Genomic DNA, 24,836 nt, shown 5'->3' on the forward strand with positions numbered 1-24,836 from the left:
TCCTGTTCACAGGGTCACCGAAAAGCTTTGTGAGCACAGTATATCCGGGCGGGAGCGGAATTGTCAAACACCGAATTTCCAGACGATGAATTGCGCCGCGAACAGGAATTCATCGACGGCCTGTACGCGCGCGTGGACGTGCTGCGCGGGGAGGCGGAGGCCTCGGTCGGGGACGCGCTCGCGCAGGGCGACAAGCCCATGCAGGCCCGGCTGGAGCGGGACATCCTGGTGGCCGAGCGGTCCGGGCTGCTCGCCGCGCTGAACGCCGTGGACGGATCGCTGTGCTTCGGACGCATCGATCTCGCCGACGGCGCGAGCCATCACATCGGGCGGATCGGACTGCGGAAGGACGACGCCGAGCGCACCCCCGTGCTGGTCGACTGGCGGGCCGAGGTCGCCCGGCCGTTCTACCTGGCCACCGGCCACACCCCGATGGGGCTGCGGCGGCGCCGCCACATCGCCACCGAGGGACGCACCGTCACCGCCCTGCACGACGAGATCCTGGACCTCGGCGACGCCACCCGCACCGGGCACGAGGACCACAACGGCGACGCCGTGCTGCTGGCCGCGCTGAACTCGGCGCGCACCGGCCGGATGGGCGACATCGTGCGGACCATCCAGGCCGACCAGGACCGCATCATCCGGGCGCCGCACCGCGGCGTGCTGGTGGTGGAGGGCGGCCCGGGCACCGGCAAGACCGCCGTGGCGCTGCACCGGGCGGCGTACCTGCTGTACGAGCACCGGGAGTTGCTGGCCCGCCGTGCCGTGCTGATCGTCGGACCCAACCCGGCCTTCCTCGGCTACATCGGCGAGGTGCTGCCCTCCCTCGGCGAGACCGGTGTGCTGCTGGCCACGGTCGGCGAGCTGTTCCCCGGGGTGAAGGCCACCGCCGCCGACACCCCGGAGGCGGCCGCCGTCAAGGGCGGCGCCGCGATGGCCGACGTGCTCGCCGAGGTGGTGCGCGACCGGCAGGCGCTGCCCGACCCGGTCATCGCGATCGAGCACGACCGCGAGGTGCTGATGCTGGACGACGGCCTGGTGAGCGTCGCCCGTGAACGCACCCGGGCCGCGAAGCTGCCGCACAACGCGGCCCGCGAGCACTTCGAGGGCCACATCCTCAACACCCTCACCGAGCTGTACGCCGAGCGGGTCGGCACCGACCCCTACGACGGCGGCAGTCTGCTGGACGCCTCCGACATCACCCAGATCCGCGACGAACTCGCACAGAACCCCGAGGTCTGGGACGCCATCGACCGGCTGTGGCCCCGCATCACCCCGCAGCGGCTGGTCGCCGACTTCCTGGCCGAGCCCGAGGGGTACCTCTGTGCCGAGGACGCCGCCGCGATCCGCCGCCCGGTGACCCGCGCGTGGACCGTCGCCGACGTACCGCTCCTCGACGAGGCCGCCGAACTCCTCGGCGAGGACGACCGGCTGGCCCGCTCCCGCGCGGAGCGGGAGCGCGCGGCGCAGATCGCGTACGCGCAGGGGGTGCTGGACGTGTCGTACGCCTCGCGGACCTACGAGTTCGAGGACAAGGAGGACGACGACCCGGAAGCCTCGGAGGTGCTGTCCGCGCACGACATCATCGACGCCGAGCGGTTCGCCGAGCGGCAGGAGGAGGCCGACCACCGCAGCGCGGCCGAGCGGGCCGCCGCGGACCGGACCTGGGCGTTCGGGCACATCATCGTGGACGAGGCGCAGGAGCTGTCGCCGATGGCCTGGCGGCTGCTGATGCGGCGCTGCCCGACCCGCTCCATGACCCTGGTCGGCGACCCGGCGCAGACCGCGGAGGCGGCCGGCGTCGGCTCCTGGGCGAAGATCCTCGCCCCGTACGTCGAGGACCGTTACGAGCACACGCGCCTCGGCGTCAACTACCGCACCCCGTCCGAGATCATGGACCTCGCCGCGGCCGTGGTCCGGGCCGAGGACCCCGGGTTCCAGCCGCCGAGTTCGGTGCGCTCCACGGGCGTACGGCCCTGGGTGCGCCGGGCAGACGACGACCTGCCCGCCGCGGTGGCCGAGGCGGTCGCCGAACTCACCCCGGCCGAGGGCCGCCTGGCGGTCATCGCCCCGCGCCGCCTGCACCGGGCGGTCGCCGCCCGCCTCGACGGCGTCACGGCCGGCGCGGAACCCGACCTCACCCGGACGGTCGTCCTGCTGGACCCCCGCCAGTCGAAGGGCCTGGAGTTCGACTCGGTCCTGGTGGTCGAGCCGGGCGAGTACGGCACCAGCGACCTCTACGTGGCCCTGACCAGGGCGACCCAGCGGCTGGGGGTGCTGTACACCGGCGAGCTGCCCGCGGCCCTGGCCGGGCAGCCCGCGTAGCGGGCCCGGCGCCCGAGGCCGGGCGCTCCGCGGCGGCGTGCCGCGGGGCGCCCGGCCGTCAGGCCGGCCGCAGCCACACCGTGGCCGAGGGGGGCAGGGTCAGGCGGACGGAGGCCGGGTGGCCGTGGGCGGCCCGGGGCTCCGCCTTCAGCGGCCCCGGATTGGTCACACCGCTCCCGCCGTAGCGCTCGGCGTCCGTGTTCAGCATCTCCGACCAGGCCGGGACGTCGTCCGGGACGCCGATCGCGTAGTCGGGGCGGGGCACCGGGGAGAAGTGGCAGACGACGAGTACGGGGGCGCCGGCGGCGGAGAGCCGGAGGAAGGCGAGCACGTTGTCGTCGGCCGCGTCGCCGGTGATCCACCGGAACCCGGACGGATCGGTGTCCCGCTGCCACAGCGCCGCGGTGGCCCGGTAGCGGGCGTTGAGATCGCGCACGAGGTCGCGGACGCCCCGGTGGTCGGGCTCGGCGGGATACGACGGGTCGAGGAGCCACCAGTCCGGGCCGTGCGCCTCGGACCACTCGGCGCCCTGGGCGAACTCCTGCCCCATGAACAGGAGTTGCTTGCCCGGGTGGGCCCACATGAAGCCCAGGTAGGCGCGCAGGTCCGCGCGTTGCCGCCACCAGTCGCCCGGCATCTTGGAGACCAGGGACCGCTTGCCGTGCACCACCTCGTCGTGGGAGATCGGCAGGACGTAGTTCTCGCTGTACGCGTACATCATCGAGAAGGTCATCTCGTGGTGGTGGTACGCGCGGTGCACGGGGTCGTGGGACATGTACTGGAGCGAGTCGTGCATCCAGCCCATGTTCCACTTCAGCCCGAAGCCCAGCCCGCCGCTGTCGGTCGGCCGGGTCACCCCGTCCCAGGCGGTGGACTCCTCGGCGACGGTGACCACGCCCGGGCAGCGCCGGTACACGGTGGCGTTCATCTCCTGGAGGAACGCGACCGCGTCCAGGTTCTCCCGGCCGCCGTGCTCGTTCGGCGTCCACCGGCCCGGCTCGCGCGAGTAGTCCAGGTAGAGCATGGAGGCGACCGCGTCCACCCGCAGGCCGTCCACGTGGAACTCCTCGCACCAGTACACGGCGTTCGCCACCAGGAAGTTGCGCACCTCGGGCCGGCCCAGGTCGAACTCCAGCGTGCCCCAGTCGGGGTGCGCCGCCCGCAGCGGATCGGGGTGCTCGTACAGCGGGCGCCCGTCGAACTCGGCCAACGCCCACGCGTCGCGCGGGAAATGGGCCGGCACCCAGTCCATCAGCACGCCGATGCCGGCCTGGTGCAGCCGGTCCACCAGGTACTTGAAGTCGTCCGGGGTGCCCAGGCGGGCCGTCGGCGCGTAGAAGCCGGTGACCTGGTAGCCCCACGAGCCGCCGAAGGGGTGCTCGGCGACCGGCATCAGTTCCACATGGGTGAAGCCCATCTCCGTGACATAAGCGGGCAGTTGCTCCGCGAGGTCCCGGTAGGTCAGGCCGGGGCGCCAGGACGGCAGATGGACCTCGTAGACCGAGAACGGCGCCTCGTGCACCGGTACGTCCCCCCGGCGGGCCATCCACTCCGCGTCGTCCCACACGTGGTGCGAGACGTGCACGACCGACGCGGTGGCCGGCGGTGCCTCGGTGCGGCGGGCCAGCGGGTCGGCGCGCAGGGTGCGGGAGCCGTCGGGCCGGGTGATCTCGAACTTGTACAGCTCGCCCTCGCCGATCCCCGGTACGAACAGCTCCCAGACCCCGGAGGAACCCAGTGAACGCATCGGGAAGCCGGTGCCGTCCCAGAAGTCGAAGTCCCCGGCGACCCGCACCCCCCGGGCATCGGGCGCCCACACCGCGAACCGGGTGCCCCTCACCCCCTGGTGGGTCAGGACGTGGGCGCCGAGGGCCCGCCACAGCTGCTCGTGCCGGCCCTCGCCGATCAGATGCAGGTCCAGCTCGCCGAGCGTGGGCAGGAAGCGGTAGGGGTCCTCCGTCTCGTGCACCCCGCCGTCGTACGCCACCCGCAGCCGGTAGGCGTCCGGTACGGCGGTCAGCGGGAGCAGGCCGGAGAAGAAGCCGTCGCCGTCGTCGCGCAGCTCGGCGCGCAATTCGCCGGTGACGACGGTGACCGAGCGGGCGCCCGGGCGCAGGGCCCGGAAGACCACGCCGTCCGGCGCCGGATGGGCGCCGAGTACGGCGTGCGGGTCGTGGTGGGTGCCGTGCAGCAGCCGGTCGCGGTCCCCGGCCTCCCAGGGCGCGGCGGTCCCGGCAGCGGCGGATACGTGGTTCTTCGACGTCACGAGCGAGTCTCCCGGGCGTGGATCGGGTCAGTTCGGGTCGGACGCGGCGAGGCGGCGGACCGCCGACAGCGGCACGGGCAGCCAGTCGGGGCGGTGGCGGGCCTCGTACACCACCTCGTAGACGGCCTTGTCGGTCTCGTAGGCGCGCAGCATGACCGGATCGGTGCGCGGGTCGCGCCCGGTCACCTCCGCGTACCCGGAGCAGTAGGCGGCCCGGCAGTCGTGCGCCCAGCGCGGTGCGGGCGGGCTCGCCGAGCGGGCCGCGTAGTCGAAGGAGCGGAGCATCCCCGCGATGTCCCGCACCGGTGGCTGCGGCATCCGCCGCTCGGCCGGCGGCCGGGCCGGCTCCCCCTCGAAGTCGATCAGGGACCAGTCGCCGGACGGCGCGCGCAGGCACTGCCCGAGGTGCAGGTCCCCGTGCACCCGCTGCGCCGTCCAGGTCCGGCCCTGGGTCACCAGCTCGCCCAGCGCCGTGTACGCCGAGCGCAGCCCCTCCTCGTAGGGCACCAGCGCGGGCACCGCCTGGACGGCCGCCGCCAGCCGCTCGGTCATTCCCTGGACCAGCGGCCCCAGTTGGGCCGGGCCGAGGGTGACCGTCGGCAGGGCGCGGGCGAGCGCGGTGTGCACCTCCGCGGTGGCCCGGCCCAGCGCCCGCGCCTCGGGGGCGAAGCCCTCGCCCTTGGCGAGGGCGCGCAACGCCAGCTCCCAGCCGTCGGCGGCCGCGCTCACGAACGGCTGGAGCACCGCCAGCACATGCGGCTCCCCGTCCAGTTCGGTGTGCAGCCAGGCCGTCGGCGCGGGCACCCGGGGGCAGCCCTCACGGGCCAGCGCCAGCGGCAGTTCCAGGTCGGGGTTGATCCCGGGGACCACCCGGCGCAGCACCTTCAGGATGTACGCGTCCCCGTACACCACCGAGGAGTTGGACTGCTCGGCGGCCAGCAGCCGGGCCACCAGGTGCGGCCGGATCTCCCGGCGCGGGTCCCGCTCGAAGACGAGCCCGCCGATGCGGGCACTGGTGCGCAGGGCCTCCAGGAGCACTTCGGCGGGCCGGGGGTCGTGGAGGGCGTCGTACACCGTGTGTCCGGCGAGCGGGCCCCTGTCCACATGGCCGATCAGCGCGGGCGCCAGCCTGGGCGGCAGCGCCTCGCGCACGCCTATGAGGAGCTGGTAGCAGTGGCCGGGCTGCGGCCCCGGTGGCTGATGGACCCGCACCAGGACGTGGTACAGGCCCAACCGCCCCTCGGGCGGCAGGAGTTGGGTGACGGCCACCGGGGTGATGCCGGTGACCGGGCGCCCCTTGCCCGCGAACCAGCGCTGCCGGGGCAGCCAGGCGCGCAGCAGGGGGGCCAGTGCGTCGAGGGTGGTGCTCGTCGGAGGGGTGACCGCTTCCGTCATGGGCGTCACGTCCTTTCCCCGGGTCGTCGGGGTGTCACTGTCGCGTGCCCGGGGCGGGGCGGGGGAAACGCCCCGCGGCGCGAGCGGCCGGACTACACCGCCTCCCGGCGCAGCCGGAACCAGTAGAAGCCGTGTCCCGCGAGGGTCAGCAGATACGGCAGCTCGCCCACCGCCGGGAAGCGCACCCCGCCGAACAGCTCGACCGGGTGCCGCCCGCCGAACCGGCTCAGGTCCAGCTCGGTGGGCTGGGCGAAGCGGGAGAAGTTGTGCACGCACAGCACCAGGTCGTCCTCGTACTCCCGCAGGAAGGCGAGCACGGCGGGATTGCTCGACTGGAGTTCGGTGTACGTGCCGAGGCCGAAGGCGGGGTTCTGCTTGCGGATCTCGATCATGCGCCGGGTCCAGTGGAGCAGCGAGGACGGCGAGGACATGGCGGCTTCCACGTTGGTGACCTGGTAGCCGTAGACCGGGTCCATGATCGTGGGCAGGAAGAGCCGGCCCGGATCGCTCGACGAGAAGCCGGCGTTGCGGTCGGGGGTCCACTGCATGGGGGTGCGCACGGCGTCGCGGTCGCCGAGCCAGATGTTGTCGCCCATGCCGATCTCGTCGCCGTAGTAGAGGATCGGCGAGCCGGGCAGGGACAGCAGCAGGGCGGTGAACAGCTCGATCTGGTTGCGGTCGTTGTCGAGCAGCGGGGCGAGCCGGCGCCGGATGCCGATGTTGGCGCGCATACGGGGGTCCTTGGCGTACTCGGCCCACATGTAGTCGCGTTCCTCGTCGGTGACCATCTCCAGGGTCAGCTCGTCGTGGTTGCGCAGGAAGATGCCCCACTGGCAACTCGACGGGATCGCGGGCGTCTTGGCGAGGATCTCGGAGACCGGGTAGCGCGACTCGCGCCGTACGGCCATGAAGATCCGCGGCATCACCGGGAAGTGGAAGGCCATGTGGCACTCGTCGCCGCCCGAGGTGTAGTCGCCGAAGTAGTCGACCACGTCCTCCGGCCACTGGTTGGCCTCCGCCAGCAGCACCTTGTCCGGGTACTGGGCGTCGATCTCCTTGCGCACCCGCTTGAGGAACTGGTGGGTCGCGGGCAGGTTCTCGCAGTTGGTGCCCTCCTGCTGGTACAGGTACGGCACCGCGTCCAGCCGGAACCCGTCGATGCCGAGGTCCAGCCAGAACTTCAGCGCGGAGATCATCTCCTCCTGCACCGCCGGGTTCTCGTAGTTGAGGTCCGGCTGGTGCGAGAAGAAGCGGTGCCAGTAGTACTGCTTGCGTACCGGGTCGTACGTCCAGTTGGACGCCTCGGTGTCCACGAAGATGATCCGCGCGTCCTGGTACTGCTTGTCGTCGTCGGCCCAGACGTAGTAGTCCCCGTACGGGCCGTGCGGATCGCGGCGGGACTCCTGGAACCACGGGTGCTGGTCGCTGGTGTGGTTCATGACGAAGTCGATGATCACGCGCATGCCGCGCTGGTGGGCGGCGTCCACGAACTCCACGAAGTCGGCGAGGTCGCCGAACTCCGGCAGCACGGCGGTGTAGTCGGAGACGTCGTAACCGCCGTCTCTGAGCGGGGACTTGAAGAAGGGGGGCAGCCACAGGCAGTCCACGCCGAGCCACTGGAGGTAGTCGAGCTTGGCGGTCAGGCCCTTGAGGTCGCCGACGCCGTCGCCGTTGCTGTCCTGGAAGGAGCGGACCAGCACCTCGTAGAAGACGGCGCGCTTGAACCAGTCCGGGTCCCGGTCCCCGGCCGGAGTGTCCTGGAAGGTGTCCGGGACGGGCTCATTGACGATCATGTGATGGGTGACCCTCCGATCTGCGGGTTGGACGGTCGCAGGACGGTGAAGACGTGCGCGGGCCGGCGGCCCGGTTCGAGGCGCACATAGTTGGCCCTGCCCCAGTGGTAGGTCTCGCCGGTGAGCTCGTCGCGCACCGGCACCGACTCGTGCCATTCCAGGCCGAGTTGCGGCATGTCCAACGAGACCGTGGCCTCCTGGGTGTGGTGGGGGTCGAGGTTGGCGACGACCAGAACCGTGTTCGAGCCGCCGCGCTTCGAGTAGGCGATCACGGCGTCCTGGTCGGCGTGGTGGAAGTGCAGGTCGCGCAGCTGGCGTAGGGCGGGGCTGCGGCGCCGGATGTGGTTGAGGCGGGTGATCAGCGGGGCGATGGTGCGGCCCTCGCGTGCGGCGGTGTCCCAGTCGCGTGGGGTGAGCTGGTACTTCTCGGAGTCGAGGTATTCCTCGGAGCCTTCGCGCAGGGGGGTGTTCTCGCACAGTTCGTAGCCGCTGTAGATGCCCCAGCTGGGGGAGAGGGTGGCGGCGAGGACCGCGCGGACCTCGAAGGCGGGGCGGCCGCCGTGCTGGAGGTAGGCGTGCAGGATGTCGGGGGTGCTGGGGAAGAGGTTGGGCCGCATGTAGGCGGCCGCCTCGCCGGTCAACTCGGTGAGGTATTCGGTGAGTTCGGCTTTGGTGGTGCGCCAGGTGAAGTAGGTGTAGGACTGCTGGAAGCCGATCTGGGCCAGGGTGTGCATCATGGCGGGGCGGGTGAAGGCCTCGGCCAGGAAGATCACGTCGGGGTCGCGGCCGTTGATCTCGGTGATGACGCGTTCCCAGAAGACGACCGGTTTGGTGTGGGGGTTGTCGACGCGGAAGATCCGCACTCCGTGGTCCATCCAGTGCCGCAGCACGCGCACGGTCTCGGCGACGAGGCCGTCCATGTCGGCGTCGAAGGCGATGGGGTAGATGTCCTGGTACTTCTTCGGCGGGTTCTCGGCGTGGGCGATGGTGCCGTCGGGCCGGTGGTGGAACCACTCGGGGTGCTTGTGCACCCAGGGGTGGTCGGGGGAGCACTGGAGGGCGAAGTCGAGGGCGATCTCCAGGCCCAGCGCGCGGGCTTGGCCGACGAAGTGGTCGAAGTCCTCGATGGTGCCGAGTTGGGGGTGGACGGTGTCGTGTCCGCCCTCGGGGGAGCCGATGGCCCAGGGCACGCCGACGTCGTCGGGGGTGGCGGTGAGGCTGTTGTTGCGGCCCTTGCGGAAGGTGTGGCCGATCGGGTGGATCGGGGGCAGGTAGACGACGTCGAAGCCCATGTCCGCGATCGGCTTCAGCCGCCGCGCGGCGGTGCGGAAGGTGCCGTGCGGGCACTGCTCGGTGCCCTCGCTGCGGGGGAAGAACTCGTACCAGGAGCCGAAGAGCGCGCGTTCACGCTCGACCAGCAGCGGCATCGGGTCCGACGCGGTCACCAACTCCCGCAGCGGAAACCGCGCGAGCACGTCCCGCACCTCCGGCCGCAGCGCCTCCGCCAGCCGCCAGGCGGCCGGGCGCTCCTCGTCCCGCAGGGCGCGGGCCGCCTCCAGCACGCGCCGGCGCCGTGCCCCGGGGACCCCGGCGGCGGCGCGCTCGTAGAGCCGGGCGCCCTCCTCCAGGACGAGTTCGGTGTCGATCCCGGCCGGGATCTTGATCCGGGCGTGGTTCTGCCAGGTGGTGAGCGGATCGGCCCAGGCCTCCACGGTGTACGTCCAGCGGCCGGGCGCGCCCGCCGTGACGGTGGCGCCCCAGCGGTCGGTGCCCGGGGCGAGTTCCCGCATCGGCGTCCACGGGCCGGCCCGGCCCGCCGGGTCGCGCAGCACCACGTTCGCCGCGACCGCGTCGTGCCCCTCCCGGAACACGGTGGCCGACACCTCGAAGGACTCCCCGGTCACCGCCTTGGCGGGCCGGCGCCCGTGCTGCACCGCGGGGCGCACGTCGAGGACCGGGATGCGGCCCGTCACGGGGGCGGGCCCCGGTGGCTTGGGGGCGGGGGACTTCGGACGTTTCCGGTCCGCAGGCTTCTTCCCGGACGCCGTGGCCCTGGGGCCCGGCGGGGTTGCTGACGAATGGTTCGTGGCGGGCATGACCGCTCCTGTCCGCGTCAACGTGGCTGTGGGCGGATGACTATGGGGAGGTGGGTCCTGCGGGAGGTGCTGGGCGCGACCTGTGGGGTGGATATGGAGGAGCCTTCCCACCCTTTTCGGGTGGGCAATCCGGAACTTTGTTAACTACTCGCGCGTATGTCCACCCGCAAGACCGGCCCACTTCCGCGAGTGCCCCGGCGCCGCCTCCCCACGCCCCGACACCCCCGTTGGTACGTCCCCACCGACGCCCCGGTAACCACTACCGTCGGGAGGGACGAACGAGACGTACCCCGCGGTACGTCTCATCCCGTAACGCGTCCGAGGTGGAATGTGAAGGCGATCCGTCGGTTCACCGTCCGTCCCGTTCTCCCCGAACCCCTCCGGCCGCTGAGCGACCTCGCGCACAATCTGCGCTGGTCCTGGCATGCGGAAACGCGCGACCTGTTCCAGTCCGTCGACCCCGAGGCATGGGCCGCGGCCGGCTGCGACCCGGTGCGGCTGCTGGGCCGGGTGCGGCCCGCGCGGCTGGCCGAGCTGGCCGGGGACCGGCGGTTCCGGCGCCGGCTGAACGCCGCCGCCGACGACCTGGACGACTATCTGACCGGCGACCGCTGGTACCAGGCCCAGACCGAGGGCCTGCCCGCCGCGGTGGCCTATTTCTCCCCGGAGTTCGGCATCACCGCCGCGCTGCCCCAGTACTCCGGCGGGCTCGGCATCCTCGCCGGCGACCACCTCAAGGCGGCCAGCGACCTCGGGGTGCCGCTGATCGGGGTCGGACTGCTGTACCGGCACGGCTACTTCCGGCAGACCCTGTCCCGCGACGGCTGGCAGCAGGAGCACTACCCGGTGCTCGACCCGAACGAACTGCCCCTCACCCGGCTGAAGGAGGCCGACGGCACCTGTGCGCGCGTCTGTCTCGCCCTGCCCGGCGGCCGGGCCCTGCACGCCCGGATCTGGCTGGCCCAGGTCGGCAGGGTGCCCCTGCTGCTGCTCGACTCCGACGTGGAGGAGAACGACCTCGGCGAACGCTCCGTCACCGACCGGCTCTACGGCGGCGGCAGCGAGCACCGGCTGCTCCAGGAGATGCTGCTCGGCATAGGAGGGGTCCGCGCGGTGCGCGCGTACTGCAGGCTCACCGGGCACCCGGAGCCGGAGGTGTTCCACACCAACGAGGGGCACGCCGGCTTCCTCGGCCTGGAGCGGATCGCCGAACTGTGCGCCGGCGGGCTGGAGTTCGACGCGGCGCTGGAGGCGGTGCGGGGCGGCACGGTGTTCACCACGCACACCCCCGTCCCGGCCGGCATCGACCGCTTCGAACGGGACCTGGTCGCCCGGCACTTCGGGCCGGACGCCGAGTTGCCCGGGATCGAGACGCAGCGGATCCTCGCGCTCGGCATGGAGACCTACCCGGGCGGCGAGCCGAACCTGTTCAACATGGCCGTGATGGGGCTGCGCCTCGCGCAGCGGGCCAACGGGGTGTCGCTGCTGCACGGCCGGGTCAGCCGGGAGATGTTCGCCGGACTGTGGCCGGGATTCGACGCCGAGGAGGTGCCGATCACCTCCGTGACCAACGGGGTGCACGCGCCCACCTGGGTGGCCCCGGAGGTGCTGCGGCTCGGCGCCCGGCGGATCGGCACCCAGCGGGCCGAGGACGCGCTGACCGTCGGCGGCTCCGAGCGCTGGGACGCGGCGGCGGACATCCCGGACCAGGACGTCTGGGAGCTGCGCCGCACCCTGCGCGAACAACTGGTGCTGGAGGTGCGGGAGCGGCTGCGCGCCTCCTGGCGGCAACGCGGGGCGGGCAACGCCGAGCTGGGCTGGATCGACGGCGTGCTCGACCCGGACGTGCTCACGATCGGGTTCGCCCGGCGCGTGCCGTCGTACAAACGGCTCACCCTGATGCTCCGCGACCGCGACCGGCTGCGGGCGCTGCTGCTGCATCCGGAGCGGCCGGTGCAGATCGTGGTGGCGGGCAAGGCGCACCCGGCCGACGACGGCGGCAAGCGCCTCGTCCAGGAACTGGTCCGGTTCGCCGACGACCCGAAGGTGCGCCACCGGATCGTCTTCCTGCCCGACTACGGCATGGCGATGGCGCAGAAGCTCTACCCGGGCTGCGACGTCTGGCTGAACAACCCGCTGCGCCCGCTGGAGGCCTGCGGCACCTCCGGGATGAAGGCGGCGCTCAACGGCTGTCTGAACCTCTCGGTGCGCGACGGCTGGTGGGACGAGTGGTTCCGGCCGGACTTCGGCTGGGCCGTCCCGACCGCCGACGGCCCCGGCACGGACCCGGAACGGCGCGACGACATCGAGGCGGCGGCCCTGTACGACCTGCTGGAGCAGCGGATCACCCCGCGCTTCTACGAGCGCGGCCGGGGCGGACTGCCGGACCGCTGGATCCAGATGGTCCGCCAGACCCTCACCCTGCTCGGCCCCAAGGTGCTGGCCGGCCGCATGGTCCGGGAGTACGTCGACCGGCTCTACACCCCGGCCGCCCGCTCGCACCGCGCGCTGACCCCGGACGCCGCGCGGGAGCTGGCCGGGTGGAAGGCGCGGGTGCGACAGGCCTGGCACGGGGTGAGCGTCGACCACGTGGAGACCACCGAGACCACGGCCACGGCCGAACTGGGCACGACGCTGGGACTGCGGGTCCGGGTCGGCCTCGGGGGGCTGTCCCCCGACGACGTGGAGGTGCAGGCGGTGTCCGGGCGGGTGGACGCGCAGGACCGCATCACCGACGCCACCGTCGTCCCGCTGAAGCCGGCCGGCGCCCCCGACCTGGAGGGCCGCCAGCTCTACGAGGGCCCCCTCGCCCTCGACCGCACCGGCCCCTACGGCTACACGGTCCGCATCCTGCCCGCCCACCGCCTGCTGGCCTCCGGCGCGGAACTGGGCCTGGTGGCACTGCCGTCGGAGGAACTGGTCGAGCACGCGGGGGTGTTGCTGCGGTGAGCGCTGCTGCTTTGGCGAGGTCGGGTTGACGGTCGGTCCTGCCGCCGACCGATGATCTGTTCCCGGCAACCGGTCAGACAAAAGCGCTTGGCTCCCGTAAAAATTTGCTGTCGTAGAACTTCCGTGTGGCGTCTGGCGTCGTGTGCAGTCCGGCGCCGCATGCCACAGGCCTGCGACCTTCACCAGAGATTATGTAGGTGAAGTGAAGGATTGTGGTGAAAATGTGCAACTAGCGATCGTACAGCCGTTTATGGCCAAGAGCCCTCACTAACACCCACAGTGCCACGCCAGTATGCTCTTCGGGTCCTTGAGTCATGACCAGTCGACCAGGAGTACCTGATGCCCAAAGCCCGGATGACCATGGCGGTCACGATCTTCTCAGCGGTGGCGGCCGGCGCCCTCCTTCCGGGTTGCTCGGCGTCGGTCGAGGTCAAGAAGCCAACGCCGCCGAAGCTCTCCGCGGAGAAGCTCTCCAGCACACTTTCGGAAAAGCTCGCCGCCGCCACAGGACGGCCGAAGCCGCATATCACCTGCCCCGAAGATTTGGTCGGCAAGGTTGGCACCACCATGCGGTGCACGCTCGTGGCCGACGACGGCAGCACGCTGGGCGTATCCGTAAATGTCACGTCTGTGAGCGGGGATAAGATCAACTACGACTTCAAGGCCGATGACAAGGCTTCCCCTGCGGGTCATTGACGTCTGGCCGTGGCTGATTGGTTTCGGCTCTCGTGCTGCCCTGGGCGAGATAGCGCTACGGTGCGACGGCCCGTCGTAAACGAGGGGCTACCACGCCGGCGCCCAGTGATGGCGAACAGGGGAGGCAACTCATGGCAGGTGCGGAGCAGGCCCAGCCGGGAAGCGGCGGGGCAGTGCAGCCCGTCGGGATGCGGCTGAACCAGGTGCCGGGCGATATCGGAACGGGTCCTGCTTTTCCGGGGCAGGTCGGAGGGCAGAAGCTGGTTTCAACGCCCGCGGAGAAGAAGGCTGCAGCCAACTTCATCGAGCAACACATTGAGCCCGACACTCATGAGGCAGGAGGTTGGGCGGATAAGGACACCATTACGGCCGTCAACGCCTTCTGTCCGGGGTGGCACACGTCGGGTGCTCTGAAGGAGGCGCACGATGCTTGGGCAGACCAGGTGAAGAACCTGATGCACATGCTCGTGGGGGACAAGCAGGCGCTGCGCAGCGCCAATACCACGCTGCAGTCGACGGACTTTCAAGTCGGTGAGAAAACGAGCTCGGTGTCGGTGCTCTACGGATACTGAACGACCGTTTCAGTCACCAACTTTTGATTCACCGCACAAACCCGACAGTCTGTTGTGTGATAACGGGGATCCCATGCCGACTTACCGCGAGATCATGACCACCGACCTGTCCGCCCTCACCGCAGCAGCGGACAGCTGGGACGGGATGGCGAAGAAGTTTCACACGCAGGAACTGGCATATCACAGACACGTATGCGGTATCACTCTGAACCAGAACTGGATCGCGGTGAGTGCCGACGCGGCGCGGGAGCGTTTCAACGTCACGTTCAGGCAGTTCCAGGCCGCGCAGACCGAGGCCAAGGCGGTAGCCTCACTGCTGCGTGAGGCGCACACAGATTTCACCGGTCTCAGGAAGAAGCTGGAGTCCGCTCAGGCGGACGCCGTCAAGGCAGGCATGGTGGTGTCGGAGGAAGGTGTGGTCTCCTACGACACCGCGAAACTGAGTGAAAACGAACGCGCTGCTCTCCATCATGATCCGGATTACCAGCAGTCCGTAGGTAAATCTGTCGCCTCGTGGCAGGCGGAGATCAATCGTCTTGTGAAGGAAATGGGCCACATCGACGCAGAGGTCGAAAACGCCCTCAAGCGGGTGATGGTCGACACTGACGTCAGGGACGGCACGCTTACCGGCTTCAACGGCCAGGCCCATGGAGACATCAAAACGTACGAGGACGAGGCCAAGCGCGAGGCCCGTACCAAAGCCGACGGCTGGGTGTCCAAAGGAAAGTCAGACGCGTCCGGTCCCGATAAGGGATGGGATGCGAGCGGTCCCGATCTCAAAAACGGCAAACTGGGGGAGGTGGAAGCGCACGGCGACCTCGGGAGCGCTGAAGGGGAGGGCTCGCTCACCAGGGGGCCATGGAAGCTCGACGGGAAGGCCGACGTTTACGCGGGGGCCAAGGGTTCCGCCAGTGCTGAGGCATCCAAGGACGGCATCACAGGGGACGCGAGCGTCTTCGCGGGGGGCGAAGGCTCGGCCGAGGGTTCCGTGGAGGTCGGCCCTGCCAGCGTCTCCGGAAAAACGGAAGCCACGGTGGGCGGAGAGGCCAGCGCCAGCGTCGGGGCAGGTAAGGACGGTGCCCACGTTGGCGCAGAGGCGTTCGCGGGAGCCAAGGGCGGTGGCGAAATCGGGGCTGACGTAGGCGGAATTTCGGCCGGTTTCTCCGCCGAAGGGTGGGCCGGCCCCGGTGCCGAAGCCGAGTGGGGATACAAGAGGAGCGACCAAGGAGTGTGGAGTTTCGAAGGGAGCGTGGGTCTCTCCCCCGCCCTTGGTGGCGAGATGGGCTTTGATTTCAACATCGATCCGAACAAGGTTGCTCACACGGCGGATGACCTGGCTGGTGCTGTGGGCAACGGAGCGCGTTCCCTCGGGCATGCCATCAGTAACGTGTTCTGAACCGATGACACGTGGTCGTGAGTGAACCGACGCAGAGAGGGACCCCTGAATGTCGACGAATCTGCCGGCACCGATCACATTCGACTTGCCGAAGGGCTGGCAAGTGGCCCCTCCAGACAAACTCGGCGCGCCTGACGCGTCATTCGTTGCTGTTCACCTTCCGCCGGATGACGGCTTCACTGCGAATATAACGATTGATGGCGAGTATCGGCCGGATACTGCGACTCTTCCTGAGATCGCCGACGAGTCGGTGGAGCACATGGACCAGGCAGCCTCGCCGGTCGTAGTCACCGATCGCTGCGAGGCCGGGTCCTCGGACGCGCCAGGCTTCACGCAGACACTGGCCTTCTCGATTTCTGTCGCAGGGAAGAGCCGCGCCCTCGTCCAGTCCCAGGCATACCTGTCCCTGTTGGACATTGAGGACCCGCACAAGCGGGTAGTGATCAGATTTGTGCTCACCTCCACCGAATCGCAGCATCCGACTGTTCTGGACGATTTCAGGGCACTCCTGGGAACCGTCCGTCCGGGCGATGGCGGGGCGCCTTAAGTGATCCCCGAAGTGGCCGAGCCTTGTGTCGGCGGCCACGCTTTTCATAGTCTGACTTCATGGGACTTTTCGACAGACTCACCGGTACCCAGCATCCAGCGGAGGGCGTTTCGCCGGTCACGCGGGAGGAGATGAGGGGTGTTCTGCTCGGTCTCAATCAGCCTGATGTTCCCTACGTGATCCGGTACAGCGCCGGGGAGCAGTGTGACCTGGTGGCAGAGTGGCGCCTGACAGAGCCTGCATGGCGGCAGGTCTTCGCGGAGTCCCAGATCACTCACGCCGTTCGGATCAGGATGCGACTGGTCCGGGAAGGCAATGAGGTTCGAGCACTCGAAGAGCAGTGGGAGATCGCTCGAAACGGGTCTCCGGCGGCCCTCGAGCTGTCGAAACAGTATACGCGCGGGCCGAGTCGGACCGTCAGTCGTCGCTGGACTGTCGGCCGTAGGGAGAACGGTCACCTGGAAATGGCGGAAACCTTCCGCTTCGATAGCGCGCAGCTGCGCGATCCGCTGCGGGACACCGTCCTCCAGTCCGGTTGGACCTGGCGGGGTGTGGTCTTCGGGAAGCTGTGAGGTCTGCATCTCCACGGCCATCGAGGTCACTCCTCCGTCAGCCCCTCGCACAGCCTGCGCAGGGCCGCGCCGCAGCGGCGGGCGTAGGCGTGTTGCAGCCCCCGGGTGGCGGGGCCGCCGGCCCTGGCGTACCAGCTGGCGGGTTTGCTGAACGCGGCGACCGTCAGCCAGACCGTGCCGTCGCCGGTGCGGTCGACGACGAAGGCCTCCTCGCCGCACTCGGGGTGGCCGGCGAGGGTGCCGTAGGCCCATCCCGCGCGGCGCGGCTCCTCGGTGGTCCAGATGATCCGGCAGGGGGCCCTGACCAGGCCGGCCAGGGAGACCGTGACGTCCACTCCGGGGGCGGCGCGGTCGGCGGCGGCGGTTATGCCGACGCCTATCGCGCGGTGCATCTCCCAGGTGAGGACCGCCTCGGCGGCCCGGTCGAAGACCCGCCGGCCCTCGCCGAGGCGGGCGCGCACCAGCAGGGGGCGGTAGCCGGGCGGGCAGAAGGTCAGGTCGTCGCGGGTCGCTCCGACCGGTTCGTGGGTGAAGGGTGCCGAGGACATGGGGCCCAAGAGTAGGGCGGCACCCGGAGGAGATCCGCTCCGGGTGCCGCCCTCTTCACAACCCTGCCGGGGTCAGCTGACGTTGACCGCCGACCAGGCCGCCGCCACCGCGTTGTACTCGGTGCTGCCGGAGCCGTACAGGGCGGCCGCCGCGGACAGCGTGCCCGTGCGGGCCGACTTGTAGTTGGTGGTCGACGTGAAGTACGTCGTCAGCGCCTTGTACCAGATCTGGAGCGCCTTGTCCCGGCCGATGCCGGTGACCGTGGAGCCGTTGTAGGTCGGGGAGTTGTACGACACCCCGTTGACCGTCTTCGCGCCGCTGCCCTCGGACAGCAGGTAGAAGAAGTGGTTGGCGACGCCGGACGAGTAGTGGACGTCCAGGTTGCCGACGGAGGAGGACCAGTAGTCCGCCGAGCCGCCGTCCTTGCTGGGCTTGTCCATGTAGCGCAGCGGGGTGCCGTCGCCGTTGATGTTGATCTTCTCGCCGATGAGGTAGTCGCCCTTGTCGGTCGAGTTGTTGGCGTAGAACTCCACGCCGGTGCCGAAGATGTCCGAGGTGGCCTCGTTGAGGCCGCCGGACTCGCCGCTGTAGTTGAGGCCCGCGGTGTTGGAGGTGACACCGTGGCTCATCTCGTGGCCGGCCACGTCCAGCGCGGTCAGCGGGTGGGTGTTCCCGGAGCCGTCGCCGTACGTCATGCAGAAGCAGCTGTCGTCCCAGAACGCGTTCACGTACGAGTTGCCGTAGTGGACGCGGGAGTAGGCGCCGACGCCGTTGTTCTTGATGCCGTTGCGGCCGAACGTGTTCTTGTAGAAGTCCCAGGTCTCCTGGGCGCCGTAGGCGGCGTCCGCGGCGGCCGTCTGGTCCGTCGAGGAGCTGGAGGCGGCGCCGGTGCCCCACACGTTGTCGGCGTCGGTGAACAGCGTGCCGGTGCCGCTCGTCTTGTGGGCCAGGTTGTAGGTCTTGTGGCCGCCCCGGGTGGCGTCGGTGAGCTGGTACGTCGAGCCCGACAGGGTGGTGTCGAGGCTGACGGTGCCGGAGTACAGGGTCTTGCCCGTGCCGGTCGCGTTCTCGATGCCCTGGTACTCGAAGAGCTTCTTGCCGGTGGCCGCGTCGGTGATGACGTGCAGCTGGTTCGGGGTGCCGTCGTCCTGGAGGCCGCCGACGACGGTCTCGTAGGCGAGGACGGGCGTGCCGGAGCCGGCCCAGATCACCTTGCGGGCGCCGTCCGCGGTGGACTGCGCGGAGCCGAGGGCCTTGGCGGCGGACACGGCCTGCTTCTCGGCCTTGGCCGGGGTGAGCTTGGGCGTGAGCGAGGCCACCTTGATGGTCGCCTTGTTCGCCTTGGTGACGCCCTCGGTCTTGCCGGCCTTGGACGTGTGGACGACCAGGTCGCCACCGAGGACCGGCAGGCCCGCGTAGGTGCGCTCGTAGCGGGTGTGGACCGTGCCGTCGAGGTCCTTGACGACGTCCTTGACGACCAGCTTCTCCTTGGCGCCGAGACCTATCTGCTGCGCGGTCTCGGGGGCGTCGGCCTGCGCCTGCTTGATCAGCGAGGTGTGGGCCGAGGCGGACAGCATCGCCGGGGCGGCGGCGGGCGTCTTGGCGGCGGCCGGGGCGGGGGTGGCCGAGGCGCTCGTGGCCATTCCGGCGGAGATCAGGGCTCCGGCGGCGACGGCGGTGGCGATGGCGAGGGTGGTGCGCTTGTGACGCGCGTAGAGGGGGCTCACGCAAGCTCCTTCTCGTGGGGGAGACCGGTCAGCGTGGGGTTACTGGCCGGGAAGTATTTCGCTGTGAAGCTGCTGTGCTGCTTGCGGCGTGGAGAGAGAGTGACATCAAGGGCGCGTACATGTCATGACCCTGAAGTGATGTTGGCTGGAAGTCGACTGTCCGGTGAATGTTGCGGGTGTGTGAACAGGGGTACTACGAGAGGCACGTGTCCCTCAACGACCTTGAATTACCAGGGCTTTGGGGGGTGATTCACAGGAACGTCAGGTTCCGGTCGCCTCGGGCGCCTACGCCGGGCGTGGCCGAAACGCGTCCCCGAGAACTTCTCCGTTGTTGGCCGATTCGCCCACCGGTCATGGCCGGAGGGCGCCCTGGTGCCACGTCCGCCACAGCGCCGCGTAGGCGCCGCCGGCCGCCACCAACTCCTCGTGCGTGCCCAGTTCGGTCAGCCGGCCCCCCTCCATCACCGCCACCCGGTCCGCGTCGTGCGCGGTGTGCAGGCGGTGGGCCACGGCGATGACGGTACGGCCGCGCAGCACGGCGGCGAGGGCGCGCTCGGTGTGCCGGGCCGTCGCCGGGTCGAGCAGCGCGGTCGCCTCGTCCAGGATCAGGGTGTGCGGATCGGCCAGCACCACGCGGGCCAGCGCCAGTTGCTGCGCCTGGGAGCCGTCGGTCGGGCGGCCCCCCGCGCCGAGGCGGGTGTCGAGCCCGTCGGGCAGCTCGCCGACCCAGCCGTCGGCGCCCACGGCCGCCAGCGCCGCCCACAACCGCTCGTCCGTGGCGTCCGGTTCGGCGATGCGCAGGTTGTCCCGGACGGTGCCCAGGAACACATGGTGCTCCTGGGTGACCAGGACGACCTGGCGGCGCAGCAGTTCCGGGGACAGCCCGGCGACCGGCACCCCGCCCACCGTCACCGTGCCGCTCCCGGGCCGGTCGACGCCCGCGATCAGCCGGCTCAGCGTCGTCTTCCCGGCGCCCGAGGGGCCCACCACGGCGAGGCGTTCACCGGGGCGCACGGCCAGGTCCACCCCGCGCAGCACCTCGTCGCCGTGCTCGTAGGCGTAGCGCACGCCGCGCACCTCGATCCGGTCGTCCGCGGGCCTCGCGCCGTCGCCGTCCGCCGCGCCGCCCGGAGCCGGGGCCAGCCCCTCCACCCGGGCGAACGAGGCCCCGCCGGACTGCATCTGCTCCACCCGCATCAGGATCTGGTCCAACGGCTCCACCAGCTGGCGCAGATACAGCGCCGCCGCCACCACCGCGCCGACCCCGACCGCGCCCCGCGTGTACAGCCAGCCGCCCAGCAGCAGCACGCCGACCGTCGGGACGGTGTACGTCGTCTCGACCACCGGGAAGAACACCGTGCGCAGGAACAGCGTGTACAACCGGGCCCGCCGGGACCGGTCGAGGGCGTCCCGGCTCGCCGCGGTCCGCCGCCCGGCGAGACCGAACGCCTCGACGGTACGGGCGCCCTCGGCCGTCGTCGCGATGATCTCGGCGACCGCGGAACCGGCCGCGCCCTCGGCGAGATAGCCGTCGCGGGCGCGCCGCAGGTACCAGCGCAGCACCAGCCAGATCGGGGTCAGCCCGAGCACCCCGAACGCGCCGAGCAGCGGATCGAGCGCGAACACCGCGCCCAGCACGAACAGCCCCTGCACGGTGTTCACCAGCAGCTCGGGGCCCGCGTCCCGCAGGGTGTCGCCGACGGCCGTCACATCCGCCGTGCCGCGCGCCGTCAGATCGCCGGTGCCGGCCCGCTCCACCACGGCGGAGGGCAGCGCCAGCACCCGCTCGACGTAACTCTCGCGCACCCGCGCGAGCGTCCGCTCGCCGAACCGGTAGCCCGCCCGGCGCGCCCAGCGGGCCAGCACCAGCTGGGCCAGCGCGCACAGCAGGATCCACAGGGCCAGCCGGTCCACCGCGCCGACCCCGCGCCCGGCCCGCACCTCGTCGACGATCCGGCCGACCAGCCACGGCCCGGCGAGCCCCGCGGCCGCGGCGAGCACGTTCAGCGACAGCGTCCCGGCGAACGCCCGCAGATCGGCGCGCACCAACCGCGCCACCGCCCGCCGCACCTGCGCCCGCCCGGCGACCGGCAGCGGCGTCTCGTCCGTGGTCATGGGGTGCTCGCCTCCGTGCCGGTGATGCCGGTGATGCCGGTGTCGCGGGCCACCAGGGCGCGGTAGCCCGGTTCCTCCGCCAGCAGCCGCCGGTGCGGGCCGCTCGCGACGACCTTGCCGTCGGCCAGGAACACCACGGTGTCCGCCCGGTCGAGCACGAGCGGGGAGGTGCTGGTGACCAGGGTGGTGCGGCCGTCCCGGGCCGCGCGCAGGCGCCCGGCCACCGTCGCCTCCGTGTGCGCGTCCAGCGCGGAGGTCGGCTCGACGGCCAGCAGCACCTCGGGGTCGGCCAGCAGCGCCCGCACCAGCCGCAACCGCTGGCGCTGCCCGCCGGACAGACTGCGGCCCTGCCCGGAGACCACCGAGTCCAGCCCCTCGGGCAGCCCGCGCACGACGTCCTCCGCGGCGGCCGTGTAGATCGCCCGGCGCAGGGCGTCCGCACCGCGCGGGCGTTCGGCGCCCGGCGCCCGCGGCGACGCGCCGGCCACCGGACGGCCGGTGCCGGGGGCGGCCGCCGCCCGGTGCGGGGCGCTCCCACCGGGCAGGCCCGTACCGGTCGCCGCCCCGCCCCCGCCGGACAGCTCCCCCGTGGCCAGCATCTCGCGCAGCGGGCCGGCGAAGAGGTGGGCCTCGTGGTCCGCGACCAGGACGCGGCGACGCACCTCGGCCAGGGGGATCGCGTCCAGCCGGACCCCGCCCCAGGTGGCCTCGGTCGGGCCGTAGCGGCCGAGCCGGTCGACGACGGCGGTGGCGTCGGCGGGGCGGGCGGCGGCCAGGGCGGTGAGCCGGCCCGGCGTCACCCGCAACCCCGAGGCCGGGTCGTACAGTTCGGCCGGTCCGGCGGGCGCGGGCAGCGTGCCCTCGTCCGGGTCGGGCGCCAGCCGCAGCAGCCCCACGACACGGCGCGCGGCGACCACGCCCCGGTTGAGGTCGTAGGCCATCTCCACGAAGAACGTCACCGGCCCCACCAGCACCGCGACATAGCCGTACACCGCGACCAGCCGGCCCACGCTCAGCTCGCCCTGGGCCGCCATCCGGGCCGCCAGCCAGGCGACGACGGCGAGGAACAGGGTGGGCAGCCCCACGGCGAGCGCCTGCACCCAGCTGGCCACCGCGCCCACCCGGTAGCCCTGGTCGAGCAGCCGCCGCGAGTCCGCGCGGAAGGCGTCCGCCACCAGCCCCTTGCCGCCGAGGCCCCCCAACACCCGCAGCCCGCCCGCGAGATCGGCGATCCGGGCGGTGAGCACGGCCTGCCGCTCCCGGTACTCGCCCTCCACGCCCTGAAGCCTGCGCGTGAGCGGACCGGTGACCAGCGCGAGCACCGGCAGACCGAGCAGCACCACCAGGGCGAGCAGCGGGGACACCGTCACCAGCAGCCCGGCCACCACCCCGTAGAAGACGAGCGAGCCGACGCCCGGCCCGACCATGGTGAGCGCGTCCGAGACGGACTTCACGTCGCCGACGCCGATCGTCACCACCTCGCCGGCCCCGGTCCGGTCGGACAGCGCGGCGCCCAGCCGCACCACGTGCCCCACGACCACCTTCGCCGTACGGAAAGAGGCGTCCATGCGCAGCCGGGTCATCGTCCGGTGCCGCAGGACGCTCAGCCAGGCGGTCACCGCCCCCACCGCGAGCATCACCCCGGCCCACCCGGCCAGCGCCCCCGGCCGCCCGGGCACCAGAGCGTCGTCCACGGCCCGTTGCATCAGGTACGGCTGCGCGGCCAGCAGCGTCATCCACACGATGCCGAGGCCCGCCCCGGCCGCCGCCCGCCCGGGCTGCCGCGCCACCAGCCACCACAGGTACCACCAGCCACCGCGCGTATCGGGCGTCCCCGGATCCTCGTACGCGTCGACCATCCGACCCCCGATCGCCTCGGACCTCCCGGGAAATCCCGACGGTAGTGGGGGCGACGGCGGCGGCTCCATCGAATAAAGCGCGCCGCGAACGGGCCCTAGCCGAGGATGCCCCGGTCGTACGCCACCGCCACCGCCGCCGCGCGGTCGTTGACGCCCAGCTTGGCGTACAGATGGGTCAGGTGGGTCTTGACCGTGGCCTCGCTGATGAAGAGCTCGCGGGCGATCTCGCGGTTGGCGGTGCCCCTGGCGACCAGGGCGAGGACCTCGCGCTCGCGGGCGGACAGCGGCTCGTTGCCGGGGACGGGGGCGCGGACCGCCCGCACCAGCCGGGAGGCGATGGCGGGGGAGAGCACCGTACGGCCCTCGGCGGCGGCGCGCACCGCGGTGAACAGCTCGTCGCGCGGGGCGTCCTTGAGGAGGTAGCCGGTGGCGCCCGCCTCGATCGCGGGCAGGGTGTCGGAGTCGGTGTCGTACGTGGTGAGGACCAGCACCTTGGCGCGGGCGCCGCGCCGGGTCAGCTCGCGGATCGCGGCCACGCCGGAGCCGCCCGGCATGCGCAGGTCCATCAGGACGACGTCGGGGTCCAGTTCCGCCGCCCGGGCCACCCCCTCCGGGCCGCTCGCGGCCTCGCCGAGCACCCGGAAGCCGGGCGCCGACTCGAACATGCCTCGCAGCCCGTCGCGGACCACCGGGTGGTCGTCGACGATCAGCAGCGTGATGAGGGATTCACTGGTCATCGCGGACCAACGGTACGCGAGCCGACACCGCCGTGCCGTGCCCCGGCTCGGACTCCACGGTGAGCGTGCCCGCGATCCGCTCGGCGCGCGCCCGCATGCCGTCCAGGCCGAAGCCGCCGGCCCGGGTGCGGACAGGGACGGCGGCCGGGTCGAAGCCGGTGCCGTCGTCGCGGATGTCCAGGCTGACCTCGTCGCCCATGAAGGACAGGGTGAGGCCGAGACGGCTCGCGCGGGCGTGCCGGGCCGCGTTGGACAGCGCCTCCTGGGCTATCCGCAGCAGCGTCGCCGAGACCTCCTCGTGCAGCGTCTCGACGGTGCCGGTGACGGTGAACTCGGCCCGCACACCGGTGCGTTCGCCCCACTCGGCGACCGTCTTGCGCAGTGCCTCGGGCAGCCCGGCGGCGGCCAGCTCGACCGGGGCCAGATTGTGCACCGAGCGCCGGGCCTCGCCCAGGCTGTGCCGGGCGAGCGCGGCGGCGCGCTCCAGATGGGTGCGGGCGGTGGTCAGGTCGGGAGCGCCGGCGACCACCTGGAGCTGGGCGATGATGCCGGTCAGGCCCTGCGCGATGGTGTCGTGGATCTCGGCGGCGAGCCGCCGCCGCTCGTCCGCGACGCCCGCCTCCCGGGCCTGCACCAGCAACTGGGCGTGCAGCGCGGCGTTCTCGTCCAGCGCCCGCTGCAACGCCGCGTTGGTACGCTCCAGCTCGCCGATGGTGTCGGCCTGCACCACGGCGTGCTCCTGCTCCTGCTGGGCGTACCGCGTGAACACGCTGACCATGCCCATGTTGACGGCGAGGACGAGGAAGAAGCCCAGCCACAGGACCAGGCCGTGCGGCGGCCAGCCGCCGATCTCGCTGCCCGACATGGTGACGGCGGTCAGGAACAGGCCGGGCAGCACCAAGCGGCGGGGCAGGTCGAGGCCCGCGGTGTAGTAGCCGGTCACCGCGTAGAAGGCGAAGAACGGGTTGGCCCAGGTCAGCACGAAGCCGATGGCCCAGCGCAGGGCGTAGAGGCACACGCCCGTCCGGCTCGGGCCCGGCTGCCGGCGCCGCACCCACGCCCAGCACCCCTGGAGCACGACGGCCGCGGGCACCAGCACCACCGACACGACCGCCCCGGTACGGTCCATGCCGGTCGCCCGGGCGGACATGGCCGCCGCGACGACACTGACGCCCAGCAGCGCCCAGGGCCCCCACCTGTTGAAGGAGACCCGGGGCTGCTGTCGAGCGGTGTTCGTCATGT

17 protein-coding genes are annotated in these 24,836 nt (G+C 71.5%); 7 read left to right on the forward strand and 10 right to left on the reverse strand.

Translation table 11 applies throughout. The annotated features are described in order from the left end of the window. Window positions 1-90 precede the first annotated feature (90 nt). Window positions 91-2,325: a HelD family protein gene (locus BLW85_RS26565; RefSeq protein WP_208624978.1), complete on the forward strand. Its 2,235-nt coding sequence runs from the start codon at window positions 91-93 to the stop codon at window positions 2,323-2,325. Window positions 2,326-2,383: 58 nt separating this feature from the next. Here the strand turns inward: BLW85_RS26565 and glgB are convergent, their stop codons facing one another. The 4 genes from glgB to BLW85_RS26585 all read right to left on the reverse strand — a co-directional run bounded on the left by glgB (window position 2,384) and on the right by BLW85_RS26585 (window position 9,875). After that, window positions 2,384-4,591, reverse strand: a complete 2,208-nt coding sequence (glgB, locus tag BLW85_RS26570; protein ID WP_074993327.1) for a 1,4-alpha-glucan branching enzyme — start codon at window positions 4,589-4,591, stop codon at window positions 2,384-2,386. A 27-nt stretch (window positions 4,592-4,618) separates the two neighbouring features. Next, window positions 4,619-5,986, reverse strand: a complete 1,368-nt coding sequence (locus tag BLW85_RS26575) for a maltokinase N-terminal cap-like domain-containing protein (protein WP_208624900.1) — start codon at window positions 5,984-5,986, stop codon at window positions 4,619-4,621. A gap of 92 nt (window positions 5,987-6,078) precedes the next feature. Then, on the reverse strand, window positions 6,079-7,779 hold the full coding sequence (gene treS, locus BLW85_RS26580) for a maltose alpha-D-glucosyltransferase (RefSeq protein ID WP_074993330.1): 1,701 nt from the start codon (window positions 7,777-7,779) through the stop codon (window positions 6,079-6,081). Continuing rightward, window positions 7,776-9,875, reverse strand: a complete 2,100-nt coding sequence (locus BLW85_RS26585) for an alpha-1,4-glucan--maltose-1-phosphate maltosyltransferase (RefSeq protein WP_074993332.1) — start codon at window positions 9,873-9,875, stop codon at window positions 7,776-7,778. The genes treS and BLW85_RS26585 overlap by 4 nt, the downstream gene beginning before the upstream one ends. A 330-nt stretch (window positions 9,876-10,205) precedes the next feature. On the opposite strand from BLW85_RS26585, the gene BLW85_RS26590 reads away from it, so the two are divergent. From BLW85_RS26590 to BLW85_RS26615, 6 genes are all read left to right on the forward strand, one after another. After that, window positions 10,206-12,824 carry a glycosyltransferase family 1 protein gene (locus BLW85_RS26590; RefSeq protein ID WP_074993334.1) on the forward strand — a complete coding sequence of 873 codons (2,619 nt, stop codon included), beginning with the start codon at window positions 10,206-10,208 and terminating at the stop codon, window positions 12,822-12,824. A gap of 339 nt (window positions 12,825-13,163) precedes the next feature. Continuing rightward, window positions 13,164-13,520 carry a DUF4333 domain-containing protein gene (locus BLW85_RS26595; protein WP_074993337.1) on the forward strand — a complete coding sequence of 119 codons (357 nt, stop codon included), beginning with the start codon at window positions 13,164-13,166 and terminating at the stop codon, window positions 13,518-13,520. Window positions 13,521-13,651: 131 nt separating this feature from the next. Next, window positions 13,652-14,092 carry a hypothetical protein gene (locus BLW85_RS26600; protein WP_074993338.1) on the forward strand — a complete coding sequence of 147 codons (441 nt, stop codon included), beginning with the start codon at window positions 13,652-13,654 and terminating at the stop codon, window positions 14,090-14,092. Between the two features lie 94 nt (window positions 14,093-14,186). Next, window positions 14,187-15,488, forward strand: coding sequence for a hypothetical protein (locus BLW85_RS26605; protein WP_143060467.1), 1,302 nt, complete (start codon window positions 14,187-14,189; stop codon window positions 15,486-15,488). A gap of 49 nt (window positions 15,489-15,537) precedes the next feature. Continuing rightward, window positions 15,538-16,035, forward strand: a complete 498-nt coding sequence (locus tag BLW85_RS26610; protein ID WP_074993342.1) for a hypothetical protein — start codon at window positions 15,538-15,540, stop codon at window positions 16,033-16,035. Window positions 16,036-16,094: 59 nt separating this feature from the next. Next, window positions 16,095-16,607, forward strand: coding sequence for a hypothetical protein (locus BLW85_RS26615; RefSeq protein ID WP_074993344.1), 513 nt, complete (start codon window positions 16,095-16,097; stop codon window positions 16,605-16,607). Between the two features lie 26 nt (window positions 16,608-16,633). Here BLW85_RS26615 and BLW85_RS26620 read toward each other — a convergent pair whose 3' ends face one another. The 6 genes from BLW85_RS26620 to BLW85_RS26645 form a co-directional block, all read right to left on the reverse strand. After that, complete coding sequence (locus tag BLW85_RS26620; protein WP_070023118.1) at window positions 16,634-17,155, reverse strand: DUF1990 family protein; 522 nt, start codon at window positions 17,153-17,155, stop codon at window positions 16,634-16,636. 72 nt (window positions 17,156-17,227) lie between these two features. Next, the gene (locus BLW85_RS26625; RefSeq protein WP_074993345.1) at window positions 17,228-18,883 is read right to left on the reverse strand and encodes a M4 family metallopeptidase; all 1,656 of its coding nucleotides are present in this window, start codon (window positions 18,881-18,883) and stop codon (window positions 17,228-17,230) included. Between the two features lie 351 nt (window positions 18,884-19,234). Next, window positions 19,235-20,998, reverse strand: a complete 1,764-nt coding sequence (locus BLW85_RS26630) for an ABC transporter ATP-binding protein (protein WP_074993347.1) — start codon at window positions 20,996-20,998, stop codon at window positions 19,235-19,237. Beyond that, window positions 20,995-22,857: an ABC transporter transmembrane domain-containing protein gene (locus tag BLW85_RS26635; RefSeq protein ID WP_074993349.1), complete on the reverse strand. Its 1,863-nt coding sequence runs from the start codon at window positions 22,855-22,857 to the stop codon at window positions 20,995-20,997. The genes BLW85_RS26630 and BLW85_RS26635 overlap by 4 nt, the downstream gene beginning before the upstream one ends. A 95-nt stretch (window positions 22,858-22,952) precedes the next feature. Further along, on the reverse strand, window positions 22,953-23,594 hold the full coding sequence (locus BLW85_RS26640) for a response regulator (RefSeq protein ID WP_070023114.1): 642 nt from the start codon (window positions 23,592-23,594) through the stop codon (window positions 22,953-22,955). Continuing rightward, entirely contained in the window at window positions 23,584-24,834 is a 1,251-nt protein-coding gene (locus tag BLW85_RS26645; RefSeq protein WP_074996219.1) for a sensor histidine kinase, read from the reverse strand. Before BLW85_RS26645 ends, BLW85_RS26640 begins: the two co-directional genes overlap by 11 nt. Between the last annotated feature and the right edge of the window lie 2 nt (window positions 24,835-24,836).

This window comes from Streptomyces misionensis (genome assembly GCF_900104815.1).
Taxonomy (GTDB): domain Bacteria; phylum Actinomycetota; class Actinomycetes; order Streptomycetales; family Streptomycetaceae; genus Streptomyces; species Streptomyces misionensis.